This window comes from Dokdonella sp., from assembly GCF_019634775.1.
Classification (GTDB): Bacteria; Pseudomonadota; Gammaproteobacteria; order Xanthomonadales; family Rhodanobacteraceae; genus Dokdonella.
Map to the genome: position 1 here is coordinate 1,734,856 of NZ_JAHCAS010000001.1, position 14,173 is coordinate 1,749,028.

Annotated in this window: 12 protein-coding genes and 4 tRNA genes; all 16 read left to right on the plus strand. The window is 64.1% G+C overall.

Going from position 1 to position 14,173, the window contains the following annotated elements:
* The first annotated feature begins 65 nt into the window (after positions 1-65).
* The 16 genes from KF907_RS07365 to rpoB all read left to right on the plus strand — a co-directional run bounded on the left by KF907_RS07365 (position 66) and on the right by rpoB (position 14,151).
* Positions 66-734: a 50S ribosomal protein L25/general stress protein Ctc gene (locus KF907_RS07365; RefSeq protein ID WP_291219400.1), complete on the plus strand. Its 669-nt coding sequence runs from the start codon at positions 66-68 to the stop codon at positions 732-734.
* A gap of 18 nt (positions 735-752) precedes the next feature.
* Positions 753-1,340 (plus strand): aminoacyl-tRNA hydrolase, encoded by a 588-nt coding sequence (pth, locus tag KF907_RS07370; RefSeq protein ID WP_291219402.1) that lies wholly within the window; start codon positions 753-755, stop codon positions 1,338-1,340.
* Between the two features lie 116 nt (positions 1,341-1,456).
* Positions 1,457-2,548 carry a redox-regulated ATPase YchF gene (gene ychF / locus KF907_RS07375; RefSeq protein WP_291219403.1) on the plus strand — a complete coding sequence of 364 codons (1,092 nt, stop codon included), beginning with the start codon at positions 1,457-1,459 and terminating at the stop codon, positions 2,546-2,548.
* Between the two features lie 50 nt (positions 2,549-2,598).
* The gene (locus KF907_RS07380) at positions 2,599-3,318 is read left to right on the plus strand and encodes a tetratricopeptide repeat protein (RefSeq protein WP_291219405.1); all 720 of its coding nucleotides are present in this window, start codon (positions 2,599-2,601) and stop codon (positions 3,316-3,318) included.
* Positions 3,319-3,572: 254 nt separating this feature from the next.
* Positions 3,573-3,658, plus strand: a tRNA-Tyr gene (locus tag KF907_RS07385).
* Between the two features lie 618 nt (positions 3,659-4,276).
* Positions 4,277-4,350 (plus strand) — tRNA-Gly (locus tag KF907_RS07390).
* 104 nt (positions 4,351-4,454) lie between these two features.
* Positions 4,455-4,530 (plus strand) — tRNA-Thr (locus KF907_RS07395).
* Positions 4,531-4,572: 42 nt separating this feature from the next.
* Positions 4,573-5,763 (plus strand): elongation factor Tu, encoded by a 1,191-nt coding sequence (gene tuf / locus KF907_RS07400; RefSeq protein ID WP_291219407.1) that lies wholly within the window; start codon positions 4,573-4,575, stop codon positions 5,761-5,763.
* A gap of 142 nt (positions 5,764-5,905) precedes the next feature.
* Positions 5,906-5,981: transfer RNA gene (locus KF907_RS07405), tRNA-Trp, on the plus strand.
* A 54-nt stretch (positions 5,982-6,035) separates the two neighbouring features.
* Positions 6,036-6,425 (plus strand): preprotein translocase subunit SecE, encoded by a 390-nt coding sequence (secE, locus tag KF907_RS07410; RefSeq protein WP_291219409.1) that lies wholly within the window; start codon positions 6,036-6,038, stop codon positions 6,423-6,425.
* Positions 6,426-6,433: 8 nt separating this feature from the next.
* Positions 6,434-6,994, plus strand: a complete 561-nt coding sequence (nusG, locus tag KF907_RS07415) for a transcription termination/antitermination protein NusG (RefSeq protein WP_343214755.1) — start codon at positions 6,434-6,436, stop codon at positions 6,992-6,994.
* A gap of 155 nt (positions 6,995-7,149) precedes the next feature.
* A complete protein-coding gene (rplK, locus tag KF907_RS07420; protein ID WP_291219413.1) occupies positions 7,150-7,578 on the plus strand; it encodes a 50S ribosomal protein L11 in 429 nt (142 codons plus the stop codon).
* Between the two features lie 3 nt (positions 7,579-7,581).
* Positions 7,582-8,283: a 50S ribosomal protein L1 gene (gene rplA / locus KF907_RS07425; protein WP_291219414.1), complete on the plus strand. Its 702-nt coding sequence runs from the start codon at positions 7,582-7,584 to the stop codon at positions 8,281-8,283.
* 449 nt (positions 8,284-8,732) lie between these two features.
* A complete protein-coding gene (gene rplJ, locus KF907_RS07430) occupies positions 8,733-9,254 on the plus strand; it encodes a 50S ribosomal protein L10 (RefSeq protein ID WP_291219415.1) in 522 nt (173 codons plus the stop codon).
* A 62-nt stretch (positions 9,255-9,316) separates the two neighbouring features.
* Positions 9,317-9,688: a 50S ribosomal protein L7/L12 gene (rplL, locus tag KF907_RS07435; protein WP_291219416.1), complete on the plus strand. Its 372-nt coding sequence runs from the start codon at positions 9,317-9,319 to the stop codon at positions 9,686-9,688.
* Between the two features lie 302 nt (positions 9,689-9,990).
* On the plus strand, positions 9,991-14,151 hold the full coding sequence (rpoB, locus tag KF907_RS07440) for a DNA-directed RNA polymerase subunit beta (protein ID WP_291219417.1): 4,161 nt from the start codon (positions 9,991-9,993) through the stop codon (positions 14,149-14,151).
* Positions 14,152-14,173 lie beyond the last annotated feature (22 nt).

A 14,173-nucleotide genomic window follows, 5' to 3' on the forward strand; every position in this document is an offset into this window, starting at 1 on the left:
CCCTGGTCGCGGGGAAGTCCAATCGCCGCCGCGAGGCGGTCCATCGAAAGACAGGTAGTACCAACATGGCAAAGTCACACAAGATTTCGGTCCAGCTGCGCAAGGACGAGGGGAAAGGTGCGAGCCGCCGCCTGCGTCGTGCGGGGCAGGTGCCGGCCGTCGTCTATGGCGGCAAGCTCGACCCAGTAAGTATCCAGATCGAGCACGAGGCCGTCTGGCTCGCCTCGCAACACGAGTCGTTCTACTCGGCGATCCTCGACCTCGACCTCAACGGCGACGTGCAGAAGGTGCTGTTGCGTGACATGCAGCGCCACCCATTCAAGTCGCAGATCGCCCACCTCGACTTCCAGCGCGTGCTCGACGACCAGCCGATCCGCCTGCGTGTGCCGCTGCATTTCCTGAATCAGGAGCAATCGGTTGCCGGCAAGACCTCGGGCGTGGTCATCACCCACGAGCTCAACGAAGTCCTCGTCTCGTGCCTGCCGAAGGATCTGCCGGAGTTCATCGAGGTCGACCTCTCCGGCCTGGGCGTCGGCGATATCGTCCATCTTTCGCAGGTCAAGCTGCCGGGCGGCGTCGAGATCCCCGAGCTGAAGCTCGGCAAGGAACACGACATCGCCATCGTCATCGCCAAGGAAGCGAAGGAAGAGGTCGATCCTGTTCCTGCCGAGGGCGAGGCGGCTCCTGCCGCGGATGCGAAGAAGGACGCGCCGAAGAAGGACGCGAAGAAGTAAGCGGCGGCACAGGGCGGCATGGCTGGCCTGCGCCTTGTGGTCGGCCTCGGCAACCCCGGGGCCGAACACCTCAGGACCCGGCACAACGCCGGGTTCTGGTTCGTCGATGCGCTGGCGCAGCGCGAGGGTGTGCGCTTCGGCATCGAGTCGAAGCTGCATGCCGAGACGGCCAGGATCGTCGTCGACGGCCAGCCGGTGTGGCTGCTCAAGCCGATCACCTTCATGAATCGCAGTGGCCTCGCCGTCGCTGCCGCCCTGCGCTACTGGAAGATCGACCCGGCCGAGATGCTGGTCGCCCACGACGAACTCGACCTGCCCGCTGGCACGGTGCGGCTCAAGTTCGACGGCGGCCACGGTGGTCAGAACGGCCTGCGTGACCTGTTCGCCCACCTCGGCCACGGCCGTTTCCACCGCCTGCGCATCGGCATCGGCCATCCCGGCCACAAGGACCGCGTCACCTCATGGGTGCTCGGGCGGCCCGGAGTGAATGACGAGCAGGCCATCCTCGGCGGCGTCGGCGCGGCGCTGGACCTGGTGCCGATGATCGTCGCCGGCGAGTTCGACAAGGCGATGCAGAGGTTGCACACCAGTAATCGTGATTCGTGATTCGTGATCGGTGATCCGAAGAAGCACCAGTTCTTCGTCGCCATTCCGAACCGCAAGCTCGTCTTGCGGCTTTCACGAATCACCAACCACGAATCACCAATCACGGATCTCGAGTCATGGGCATCAAATGCGGCATCGTCGGCTTGCCCAATGTCGGCAAGTCGACCCTGTTCAACGCGCTGACCAAGGCGGGCATCGCCGCAGCGAATTTCCCGTTCTGCACGATCGACCCGAACGTGGGCGTGGTACCGGTGCCCGATCCGCGCCTCGAGGCACTGTCCAGTATTGCCAAGCCACTCAAGATCATCCCGACGACGATGGAGTTCGTCGACATTGCGGGACTGGTCGCCGGTGCCTCGAAGGGAGAGGGGCTCGGCAACAAGTTCCTCGCCCACATCCGCGAGGTTGATGCGATCGCACACGTCGTGCGCTGCTTCGAGGACACCGACATCGTCCACGTTGCCGGGCGCATCGATCCGATCGCCGACATCGAGACGATCGATACCGAACTGGCCCTGGCCGATCTCGAATCCGTCGACAAGGCGCTGGCCCGCGTCGAGAAGGCGGCCAAGGCCAACGACAAGGACGCGCTGGCACGTCGTCCGGTGCTGCAGAAGCTGCGCGCCGCACTCGACGAGGGACGTTCGGCCCGCAGCATCGGATTGGACGACGAGGAGAAGCAACTCGTCCGCGACCTGTTCCTGCTGACCCTGAAGCCCCTGATGTACATCGCCAACGTGCGCGAGGACGGCTTCCAGGACAATCCCTTCCTCGAGCGCGTGCGCGAGCACGCAGCCGCCGAAGGCGCCCAGGTCGTGCCGGTCTGCGCAGCCATCGAGGAGGAGCTTGCCCAGCTTGACGATGCCGATCGTGCCGAGTTCCTTGCCGACATGGGGCTCGACGAACCGGGTTTGAATCGCGTGATTCGCGCCGGCTACGCCCTGCTTGGCCTGCAGACCTATTTCACCGCTGGCGAGAAAGAGGTGCGTGCCTGGCAGGTCAAGGTCGGCGCCACCGCGCCGCAGGCGGCGGGCGTCATCCACACCGACTTCGAGCGCGGCTTCATCCGTGCCGAGACGATCGCCTACGACGACTACATCCGCTACAAGGGCGAAGCCGGTGCCCGCGAAGCCGGCCGCCTGCGCCTCGAAGGCAAGGACTACATCGTCAAGGAAGGCGACGTTCTGCACTTCCGTTTCAACGTCTGATCAGTCCAGAATCCGCTCTCGTCACATCGGCCCGGTGACCGGAGATGCGGATGAAGTGGCGCCTCGCTGGGATCGTGCTCGCCGTGCCCTTGATTGCGGCGTGCACTGGTCAGGCTGTCCCGGCGGACGAGGTCGATCAGCAAGAGCCCGCCGGCGAACGGCGCGAATCACAGCAGGCGCCGGACGCATTGCATGCCTCCGCCGAGAGCGGTGATGCGCAGGCGCAGTTCACGCTGGGCATCCTGCTGCTCGAGTCCGGTCGGGAAGAATCCCGGGCGAAAGGCACGCAGTGGTTGGCCGCAGCGGGTGAGCAGGGTCACGCCCTCGCCCTTATGACCTTGGGCACGCTGGCGCTTGAGCGCGGGGACGAGGCTTCCGCGCTGACTCATTTGCAGAATGCGGCCGCGACCGGCGACCCGGACGCGAACTACGCCCTGGGTCTGGTTCACTTCAACGGCGAGAACGTCGTGCCGGACGCGGCGCGCGCTGCGGACCTGTTCAAGGTGGCTGCCGATGCCGGTCACGCCGCGGCGCAGATGCGTCTGGCTGCGGCCTATTGGAATGGCGAAGGCCGTGCGCGCGATCCCGAACAGGCTTTTTTCTGGTTCCTGCTGGCCGCACCTGAAAACCGGAGCGCAGCGGAGTTTCTGCCCTCCGCCGAATCCGCCCTGGATTCCGCGCAGCGCGAGGCGGTACTCAAGAGGGTGGCTGGATGGAAGCCGAAGAACCACGTTCCGGCGTGGTCGTCGAAGCGGGGCAAGGGCCACTGACGCTCTTGCGGTGGAAGCCGCTACCACCAAAGCAAGCCCGGACAGGGCTGGGTCGGATGCGGGCGGCTTGTGACGAGTCGAGGTCGTCAGTGCAGTCCGCGCCGCAATCCGTACGGGGGGCGGCGGCGGAGCCGAAAAATCCGCGACGGTCCGCATGAACTCCCGTCCTGCCATCTCGTTCGGACCCCATCGGGGGCGGTGGGACTGTTGACACCCCCCGAACCCGTCCGCGACAATGCGCGGCTCCGTTTTCCGGAGGGATACCCAAGCGGCCAACGGGGGCAGACTGTAAATCTGCTGGCTCACGCCTTCGGTGGTTCGAATCCACCTCCCTCCACCAGCTGTACCAGTGGCACGGCCCCGCAGGAGGTGGATGAGAACCACCGAATCGGGTGCCGGTTCGACCGATTCGCAGGAGCGAATCGGAACGCGACGCGAAGCGGCGCGGCCCCGGACGGGCGGAGGGCAGGAAGCCCGGAGTCATCCACCTCCCTCCACCAGCTGTACCAGTGGCACGGCCCCGCAGGAGGTGGATGAGAACCACCGAATCGGGTGCCGGTTCGACCGATTCGCAGGAGCGAATCGGAACGCGACGCGAAGCGGCGCGGCCCCGGAGGGGCGGAGGGCAGGAAGCCCGGAGTCATCCACCTCCCTCCACCAGCTGTACCAGTGGCACGGCCCCGCAGGAGGTGGATGAGAACCACCGAATCGGGTGCCGGTTCGACCGATTCGCAGGAGCGAATCGGAACGCGACGCGAAGCGGCGCGGCCCCGGAGGGGCGGAGGGCAGGAAGCCCGGAGTCATCCACCTCCCTCCACCAGCTGTACCAGTGGCACGGCCCCGCAGGAGGTGGATGAGAACCACCGGATGGGGTGCCGGTTCGACCGATTCGCAGGAGCGAATCGGAACGCGACGCGAAAGCGGCGCGACCTGTTCAGATTCAAGGAGTTCGGCCCGGGCGGGAGTAGTTCAATGGTAGAACCTCAGCCTTCCAAGCTGATTGTGCGGGTTCGATTCCCGTCTCCCGCTCCACTGGACACCCGGCAAGGTTTACGGCTTCAGCTTCAACTGTTTTGAAAAGTCCGGCATGGATGCCGGGTTGTTCCTTGCGAGCAGGGAGGGTCGCACGAGTACCTGCTCACGTAGCTCAGTCGGTAGAGCACTTCCTTGGTAAGGAAGAGGTCGATGGTTCGATTCCATTCGTGAGCACCACCGCTTTCCCACATCCCTAGTCGATTCGAGAAGAACGCTGCCATGGCAAAAGGTAAATTCGAGCGCACCAAGCCCCATGTGAACGTGGGCACGATCGGTCACGTTGACCACGGCAAGACGACGCTGACGGCGGCGCTGACGAAGGTCGGGGCGGAGCGTTTTGGCGGCGAGTTCAAGGCGTACGACCAGATCGACGCGGCGCCGGAAGAGAAGGCGCGCGGGATCACGATCTCGACGGCGCACGTGGAATACGAGTCGCCGACGCGTCACTACGCGCACGTTGACTGTCCGGGTCACGCGGACTACGTGAAGAACATGATCACGGGCGCGGCGCAGATGGACGGTGCGATTCTGGTGTGTTCGGCTGCGGACGGTCCGATGCCGCAGACGCGCGAGCACATCCTGCTGGCTCGCCAGGTCGGCGTGCCGTACATCGTGGTCTTCCTGAACAAGGCGGACATGGTGGACGACGCGGAGCTGCTGGAGCTGGTGGAGATGGAAGTCCGCGAGTTGTTGTCGAAGTACAACTTCCCTGGCGACGACACGCCGATCGTGAAGGGCTCGGCGCTGAAGGCGCTGGAAGGCGACCAGTCGGAGATTGGCGTGCCGGCGATCCTGAAGTTGGTGGAAGCGCTGGACAGCTGGATTCCTGAGCCGCAGCGCGACGTGGACAAGTCGTTCCTGATGCCGGTCGAGGACGTGTTCTCGATTTCGGGACGCGGCACGGTGGTGACGGGCCGCATCGAGCGCGGCGTGATCAAGGTCGGTGACGAAATCGAAATCGTCGGCATCCGTCCGACGCAGAAGACGACGGTCACGGGCGTGGAGATGTTCCGCAAGCTGCTGGACCAGGGCCAGGCGGGCGACAACGCGGGCCTGCTGCTGCGCGGCACCAAGCGTGACGAAGTGGAGCGTGGCCAGGTGCTGGCCAAGCCGGGTACGATCACGCCGCACACGAAGTTCGAGGCGGAGGTGTACGTGTTGTCGAAGGAGGAGGGCGGTCGTCACACGCCGTTCTTCAAGGGCTACCGCCCGCAGTTCTACTTCCGCACGACGGACGTGACGGGTGCGGTGGAGCTGCCGGAAGGCGTGGAGATGGTGATGCCCGGCGACAACATCAAGATGGTGGTGACGCTGATCGCGCCAATCGCGATGGACGAGGGTCTGCGCTTCGCGATCCGCGAGGGTGGCCGCACGGTCGGCGCGGGCGTGGTGGCGAAGATCATCCAGTAAAAGGGGCAGGGGACGAGGGCTCAGGGATTGGAGCGGCCCGTGAAGCGGGCCGGGAATCCCTGCCCGACGCCAAGCTGTTCTTGAATGGTCCAGCAGGGATGCTGGTTTGTTCTTTTGTCGTCAGGGAGGACGGCTGAAATGAACGCCAGTAGCTCAATTGGCAGAGCAGCGGTCTCCAAAACCGCAGGTTGGGGGTTCGAGTCCCTCCTGGCGTGCCACCGGAGCGCAAGTCGCTCCGGTGGTCCAGTGAACGAATCGAGACGACGGCAGGAATGAACGCAAAGGTCGAACACAGCGGCGGCAACAGCCCGGCCGATCGCGTCAAGCTGTGGCTGGCGGGGCTGGTCGTCGTGGCGGGGATCGTCGGTTTCTACTACTTCGCCAACCAGTGGCCGGTCGCCGTGCGTGCGATCGGCCTGGTCGTCGCCTTCGTGCTTGCCATCGTTGTCGGTGCCGGCACGCACAGCGGACGCGCCCTGCGTGAATACATCGCCGAGTCACAGTTCGAACTGCGCAAGGTCGTATGGCCGACTCGCGAAGAGACGGTGCGCACGACGGGCGTGATCATCGTCGTGGTCATCATCATCAGCATCGTGCTGGGACTCATCGACCTCCTGCTCAAGGTGGTTGTGATGGACTGGCTGTTGAAACTCGGGCAGTGACACAAGCAATGGCCAAGCGCTGGTACGTCGTCCACGCCTATTCGGGCTTCGAGCATCAGGTCGCGCGTGCGCTCAAGGAACGCATCGTGCGTGCCGGCATGCAGGAGAAATTCGGCGACGTGCTCGTGCCGACCGAGGAAGTCATCGAAATGCGCGGCGGTCAAAAGCGCCGTAGCGAGCGCAAGTTCTTCCCTGGCTATGTACTGGTGCAGATCGAGACCAGTGGCGAAGGCGGAGGTTTGCGAATCGACGACGATTCCTGGCATCTCATCAAGGAAACCCCGAAGGTCATGGGGTTCATTGGTGGTACTGCCGATCGCCCGCTGCCGATCAAGGATTCCGAGGCCGAGGCAATTGTTCAGCGCGTGCAGGAAGGCGTCGACAAGCCGAAGCCGAAGGTGCTGTTCGAGCCGGGCGAGATGGTGCGCGTCACCGAAGGTCCCTTCAACGACTTCAATGGTGTCGTCGAAGAGGTCAACTACGAAAAGAGCCGCTTGCGCGTGGCGGTACTGATTTTCGGGCGTTCAACTCCGGTCGAACTCGAGTTCGGACAGGTGGAGAAGGCCTGAGGGCCGGGATTCGGGATTCGGGATTGGGGATTCGGTGAAGCGAAAAAGCACGCGCTTTTGCTCTTTCCGAATCCCCAATCCCGAATCCCCAATCCCATGATTCCAAAAACAGCGAGGAGCCTGACAACAGGCGCTTGCACTCGCAGGAGTGAAACATGGCAAAGAAGGTAGTCGGTTACATCAAGCTGCAGGTGAAGGCCGGTCAGGCCAACCCCTCGCCGCCGGTCGGCCCCGCGCTCGGTCAGCGTGGCCTCAACATCATGGAGTTCTGCAAGGCGTTCAATGCCGCCACGCAGAAGCTCGAGCCCGGCCTGCCGATCCCGGTCGTCATCACGGCGTATTCGGACCGCAGCTTCACGTTCATCACCAAGACCCCGCCGGCGTCGATCCTTCTCAAGAAGGCCGTCGGCATCCAGTCCGGTTCCAAGCGACCGAACACCGAAAAGGTGGGCAAGGTCACGCGCAAGCAGCTCGAGGATATCGCCAAGACGAAGGAGCCTGATCTGACCGCGGCGAGCCTGGATGCGGCCGTGCGCACGATCGCCGGCAGCGCGCGCAGCATGGGTCTGGTGGTGGAGGGCTAAGACATGGCAACGATTGGAAAGCGCTACAAGGCCCTCCGCGAGAAGGTCGTTCCGGGCAAGGCCTATGGCCTCGACGAGGCGATCAAGATCGTCAAGGATGGTGCCAAGACGAAGTTCGTCGAATCGGTCGACGTGGCGATCCGCCTCGGCATCGATGCGAAGAAGTCCGACCAGGGTGTGCGCGGTTCGTCCGTGCTGCCGCATGGCACCGGCAAGAGCGTGCGCGTGGCAGTGTTCTGCCCGCCGGGTGAGAAGGCCGAAGCGGCCAAGGCCGCAGGCGCCGATGCGGTCGGCATGGATGACCTCGCCGAACGCATGCAGACCGGCGAGATGAACTACGACCGCGTGATTGCGACGCCGGACGCGATGCGCGTCGTCGGCAAGCTCGGCCAGCTGCTCGGCCCGCGTGGCCTGATGCCGAATCCGAAGGATGGCTCGGTCGCGGCGGACGTCGTCAATGCAGTCAAGAACGCGAAGGCGGGTCAGGTGCGTTTCCGCAACGACAAGGCCGGCATCATCCACTGCACGATCGGCAAGGTGAATTTCGAGGCCAGCGCGCTCAGCGAGAACCTCGGCGCCCTGTTGGCCGACCTCGTCAAGGCGAAGCCCGCCGCGGCAAAGGGCGTGTTCGTGCAGAAGGTGTCGCTGTCGAGCACGATGGGCGTCGGCGTGGCGATCGATCCGTCGAGCCTGCCGCTCAAGTAAGTATTTCCACGGTCGGCTGCCGCGTGCAGCCGGTCGGTCGATTTTGAGGGCATCGCCCGGCCGGAAACGGCTGGGCGACCGCCGTCAAAGACCGCAGGCGGCCAGCACCGCCGGGTCGGGACGCATGGATGCTGTTTCCTGCGAAGGATGATCCCGATCCGTCGGCAAGGCCTCAAAACAGCCAGCCTGCGCAGATGGTGCCCCTGCTGGACGTTCTCTGTTTCAGGTCGCTGGACAGATCGGTCAGAAAGGCCACCGCCGGGACGTATCGACGTCCCCGGCTCCCAGGACGGGAACCGACCAGGACCGCAAGCGGCAGGAGCCGCGAGCGGAATCGAGAGGCAGGGATTCGAGGTTCGGAAAGGTGGTTCGCGGAAGCGCTTGAGTTCGAGCTCTCCGCTGGTCACCCGCCGCGAATCACGGGCCCCCGCTCTAACGAAGGAGTGCCAATGGCTCTCAATCTGTCCCAGAAGAAAGAAGTCGTCGCCGAATTGTCCGGCGTCGCGGGCACGGCCCACTCCCTGATCGCAGCCGAGTATGCAGGCACCACGGTCGAGCAGTTGACCGCGATGCGCAGGAAGGCACGCGAAACCGGCGTCTACCTGCGTGTCGTCAAGAACACGCTCGCCTCGCGTGCCGTCGCCGGCACCGAGTTCGAGTGCGTGCAAGACTCGCTCGTCGGTCCGCTGCTGTATGCGTTCTCGACCGAGGAGCCCGGCGCAGCCGGCCGCCTCATCAAGGAGTTCGCCAAGTCGAACGACAAGCTGAAGCCGAAGGTCGTCGCCGTCGGCGGCCAGCAGTACCCGGCCAGCCATGTCGACGTGCTTGCCGCGCTGCCGACCCGCGATCAGGCGCTGGCCATGCTGGCCCGTGTGCTCGCCGAACCCGCCGCGATGTTCGCACGCGCGGTCAAGGCGGTCGCCGACAAGCAGGGCGGTGGCGATGTCCCCGCTGCTGCCGAAACGGCGTGACGCCCGACCCGGCGACGATCCACAGAATCCCATCCAGTCAAACATTCAGAAGGTAAACATCAATGTCTCTGTCGAACGATCAGATTGTCGACGCGATCGCCGCGAAGTCGCTCATGGAAGTGATGGAGTTGGTCAAGGCCATCGAGGAAAAGTTCGGCGTGTCCGCCGCCGCCCCGGTTGCCGTGGCGGCCGGTCCGGCCGCTGCCGCCGCTCCGGCCGAGGAGCAGACCGAGTTCACCATCGTGCTGAAGAGCGCGGGTGACAAGAAGGTCGACGTGATCAAGGCGGTCCGTGCGATCACCGGCCTCGGTCTCAAGGAAGCCAAGGACCTCACCGAAGCGGGTGGTGTCCTCAAGGAAGGCGTGTCGAAGGACGAGGCTGCGAACTTCAAGAAGGATCTCGAAGCCGCCGGCGCCACTGTCGAGGTCAAGTGACTTCAGGATGAAGTCATCCCGGACAGCCCACGGACGGGCGGCGATCCGGGGTCCAGCGCCTGCATCGATGCAGTACGCCGGGCTCCGTCCATCGCCGGAATGACGCCAAGAAGCCTGGGGGTGCAAACCCCCGGGCTTTGTCCGTTGCAGCAACGGGATTGGTGATTGGCGATACGGGATTCGCAAGAGCAGGCAAAGCCGCCGGTTCCTGACGAATTCCGAATCCCCAATCCCGAATCCCGGCATTTCAAACCCCGGCTGGCGTCCCCCGCGCTGGCCAAGCTCCGAGGCGGTACCCCACGATGACCTACTCGTTCACTGAAAAGAAGCGCATCCGCAAGGATTTCGGCAAGCGGCCACCGGTACTCGATGTGCCGTTCCTGCTTGCGATCCAGGTCGATTCCTACCGCGAGTTCCTGCAACTCGACGGCGATCCGAACAAGCGTGAAGACAAGGGGCTGCACGCCGCGCTCAATTCGGTGTTCCCGATTTCGAGCTATTCGGGCAATGCCGCACTCGAGTATGTCAGCTATCGCCTCGGCGAGCCGCCGTTCGACGAGCGCGAATGCCGGTCGCGCGGCATGAGCTACGGTGCACCGTTGCGCGTGACCGTGCGCCTCGTGATCTACGACCGCGAGTCATCGAACAAGGCAATCAAGTACGTCAAGGAGCAGGAAGTCTACATGGGCGAACTGCCGCTCATGACCGATACCGGCACCTTCATCGTCAACGGCACCGAGCGCGTCATCGTTTCGCAGCTGCATCGTTCGCCGGGCGTGTTCTTCGACCACGACCGTGGCAAGACGCATTCGTCGGGCAAGCTGCTCTACAGCGCGCGCGTGATCCCGTATCGTGGCTCGTGGCTCGACTTCGAGTTCGACCCGAAGGACGCCCTGTTCACGCGCATCGACCGTCGCCGCAAGCTGCCGGTGACGATCCTTCTGCGCGCGCTCGGCTACACCAATGAGCAGATGCTCGACATCTTCTTCGAGCACAACGTCTTCCATCTCGGCAAGAAGGACGGCGCCGAGCTCGAGCTCGTTGCCGAACGCCTGCGCGGCGAGACGCTGAACTTCGACCTCAAGGTCGGCGACGAGGTCATCGTCGAGACCGGCAAGCGCATCACCGCACGCCATGTGCGCCGGCTCGAAGCGGCCAAGATCAAGTCGCTGGAAGTGCCCGACGAATACCTGGTCGGCCGAATCCTCGCCACCGACATCGTCGACACCAAGACCGGCGAACTGCTCGCCGCGGCCAACACCGAACTGGCCGACTCGCACCTTGAGGCGTTCCGCAAGGCCGGCGTCGAGAGGATCGCGACCCTGTGGGTCAACGACCTCGATCGCGGTGACTACATCTCCAAGACCCTGCGTATCGATCCGAGCCGTACGCCGCTCGAGGCGCTGGTCGAGATCTATCGCATGATGCGCCCGGGCGAACCGCCGACCAAGGACGCCGCGCAGAATTTGTTCCAGAACCTGTTCTTCTCGTCCGAGCGCTACGATCTCGATCGCGTTGGTCGCATGAAGTTCAACCGCCGCGTCGGCCGCAAGGACGACCGCGGTCCCGGTGTGCTCTATGACGGGCGCTACTTCCGCGACCGCAACGACGAAGCGTCGAAGTCGCTGGTCAAGGAACTGGGCGACGGTTCGGACATCCTCGACGTGCTCAAGGTGCTGATCGAGATCCGCAACGGCCGTGGCACGGTCGACGACATCGATCACCTCGGCAACCGCCGCGTGCGTTCGGTCGGCGAGATGGCCGAGAACGTGTTCCGCATTGGCCTCGTGCGTGTCGAGCGCGCGGTCAAGGAGCGCCTGTCGCTGGCTGAATCGGAAGGCCTGACCCCGCAGGAGCTGATCAACGCCAAGCCAGTGGCGGCGGCGATCAAGGAGTTCTTTGGCTCCTCGCAGCTCTCGCAGTTCATGGACCAGAACAATCCGCTGTCGGAAGTCACTCACAAGCGCCGCGTCTCGGCGCTCGGCCCGGGCGGCCTTACCCGTGAACGTGCCGGTTTCGAGGTGCGCGACGTGCATCCGACCCATTACGGCCGTGTCTGCACGATCGAGACGCCGGAAGGTCCGAACATCGGCCTGATCAATTCGCTGGCCGTGTATGCGCGCACCAACGAGTATGGCTTCCTCGAGACGCCGTACCGCAAGGTCGTCAACGGCAAGATCACCAACGAGGTCGAGTACCTGTCGGCGATCGACGAAGGCGACCATGTGATCGCCCAGGCGAACTCGCCGCTCAAGAAGGACGGCAGTTTCGTCGAGGACTTCGTCTCCTGCCGTTCGCATGGCGAGTCGGAACTGCGCCCGTCCAGCGACATCGAGTACATGGACGTGTCGCCGATGCAGACCGTGTCGGTTGCTGCCGCGCTGGTGCCGTTCCTCGAACACGATGACGCCAACCGCGCACTCATGGGCGCGAACATGCAGCGCCAGGCCGTGCCGACGCTGCGCGCGCAGACCCCGGTCGTTGGTACCGGCATCGAGCGCGCCGTGGCGCGCGACTCGGGCGTGATCGTTGCTGCGCGCCGCGGCGGCGAGATCGACCAGGTCGACGCCGCGCGCATCGTCGTGCGCGTGCACGAAAGCGAGATCGGCGAGAACGACGCGGGCGTCGACATCTATCCGCTGACCAAGTACACCCGCTCGAATCAGAACACCAACCTCAACCAGCGTCCGCTGGTGAAGGTCGGCGACAGGGTCGAGAAGGGCGACGTGCTCGCCGACGGTCCGTCCACCGACCTTGGCGAACTCGCGCTAGGCCAGAACATGCTCGTCGCGTTCATGCCGTGGAACGGCTACAACTTCGAGGACTCGATCCTGATCTCGGAGCGTGTGGTCCAGGAGGACCGCTACACGACGATCCACATCGAGGAACTGACCTGCCAGTGCCGCGACACCAAGCTCGGTCCCGAGGAGATCACTGCCGACATTCCCAACGTCGGTGAGCAGGCGCTCGCGCGTCTCGACGAATCTGGCATCGTCTATATCGGAGCCGAGGTCAAGGCCGGCGACATCCTCGTCGGCAAGGTCACGCCGAAGGGCGAGAGCCAGCTCACGCCCGAGGAGAAGCTGCTGCGTGCGATCTTTGGCGAGAAGGCCTCGGACGTGAAGGACAGCTCGCTGCGCGTGCCGCCGGGCATGGATGGCACGGTGATCGATGTCTCCGTGTTCACCCGTGATGGCATCGAGAAGGACAAGCGTGCGCGCCAGATCGAGGAGATGGAGATCAAGCGCATCAAAAAGGACTTCGATGACCAGTTCCGCATCCTCGAGGGTGCGATCTACGCGCGCCTGCGCACGGCGATCGTCGGCAAGGTCGCCAACGGCGGTCCTGGCGGCCTCAAGAAGGGCGTCGAAATCACCGACGCGTACCTCGATGGCCTGAAGAAGGACGAGTGGTTCTCGATCCGCATGAAGGACGAGGATGCGGCCGATTTCCTCGAGCGTGCGCAGGAACAGGTCAAGGGCCATCGCGAGGAGTTCGATCGCCGCTTCAGGGAGAAGCAGGCCAAGATCACCGCGGGCGACGATCTCGCCCCCGGCATGCTCAAGATGGTCAAGGTCTACCTCGCCGTGAAGCGCCGCATCCAACCCGGCGACAAGATGGCGGGTCGCCACGGCAACAAGGGTGTGGTTTCGATGATCGTGCCGGTCGAGGATATGCCCTATGCGGCTGATGGCCGCCCAGTCGACATCGTGCTGAATCCGCTCGGCGTGCCCTCACGCATGAACATCGGGCAGATCCTCGAGACCCACCTCGGCTGGGCCGCCAAGGGCCTCGGCGAAAAGATCGGTCGCATGCTGGATGCCAACGAGAAGGTTGGCGAGGTGCGCAAGTTCCTCGACGCGATCTACAACCATGACAAGGACGCGTTCAAGGCGCGGGTCGACCTGAAGTCGCTCAACGATGACGAACTGCTTGCGCTCGCGCGCAACCTCCGCAATGGCGTGCCGATGGCGACGCCGGTGTTCGACGGCGCGTTCGAGTCCGAGATCAAGGCCATGCTGAAGCTCGCCGACTTGCCTGAGTCGGGGCAGACGCAGCTGTTTGACGGCCGCACTGGCGAAGCCTTCGATCGCCCGGTCACTGTCGGCTACATGCACATGCTCAAGCTCAACCATCTCGTCGACGACAAGATGCACGCGCGTTCGACGGGTCCGTACTCGCTGGTCACCCAGCAGCCGCTTGGTGGCAAGGCGCAGTTCGGTGGCCAGCGTTTCGGCGAAATGGAGGTCTGGGCGCTCGAGGCGTACGGTGCCGCGTACACGCTGCAGGAAATGCTCACGGTCAAGTCCGACGACGTGTCCGGCCGCAACCAGATGTACAAGAACATCGTCGACGGCGATCACGAGATGGCCGCCGGCATGCCCGAGTCGTTCAACGTGCTGGTCAAGGAAATCCGCTCGCTCGCGATCAATATCGAGCTTGAAGAAACCAAGACCAAGTGATCGGCTGCTGAGCACAGGAGAA

Coding starts and splice junctions, on each gene's coding strand:
- KF907_RS07365 (WP_291219400.1), top strand. CDS start 66: ATGGCAAAGTCACACAAGATTTCGGTCCAGCTGCGCAAGGACGAGGGG.
- pth (WP_291219402.1), top strand. CDS start 753: ATGGCTGGCCTGCGCCTTGTGGTCGGCCTCGGCAACCCCGGGGCCGAA.
- ychF (WP_291219403.1), top strand. CDS start 1,457: ATGGGCATCAAATGCGGCATCGTCGGCTTGCCCAATGTCGGCAAGTCG.
- KF907_RS07380 (WP_291219405.1), top strand. CDS start 2,599: ATGAAGTGGCGCCTCGCTGGGATCGTGCTCGCCGTGCCCTTGATTGCG.
- tuf (WP_291219407.1), top strand. CDS start 4,573: ATGGCAAAAGGTAAATTCGAGCGCACCAAGCCCCATGTGAACGTGGGC.
- secE (WP_291219409.1), top strand. CDS start 6,036: ATGAACGCAAAGGTCGAACACAGCGGCGGCAACAGCCCGGCCGATCGC.
- nusG (WP_343214755.1), top strand. CDS start 6,434: ATGGCCAAGCGCTGGTACGTCGTCCACGCCTATTCGGGCTTCGAGCAT.
- rplK (WP_291219413.1), top strand. CDS start 7,150: ATGGCAAAGAAGGTAGTCGGTTACATCAAGCTGCAGGTGAAGGCCGGT.
- rplA (WP_291219414.1), top strand. CDS start 7,582: ATGGCAACGATTGGAAAGCGCTACAAGGCCCTCCGCGAGAAGGTCGTT.
- rplJ (WP_291219415.1), top strand. CDS start 8,733: ATGGCTCTCAATCTGTCCCAGAAGAAAGAAGTCGTCGCCGAATTGTCC.
- rplL (WP_291219416.1), top strand. CDS start 9,317: ATGTCTCTGTCGAACGATCAGATTGTCGACGCGATCGCCGCGAAGTCG.
- rpoB (WP_291219417.1), top strand. CDS start 9,991: ATGACCTACTCGTTCACTGAAAAGAAGCGCATCCGCAAGGATTTCGGC.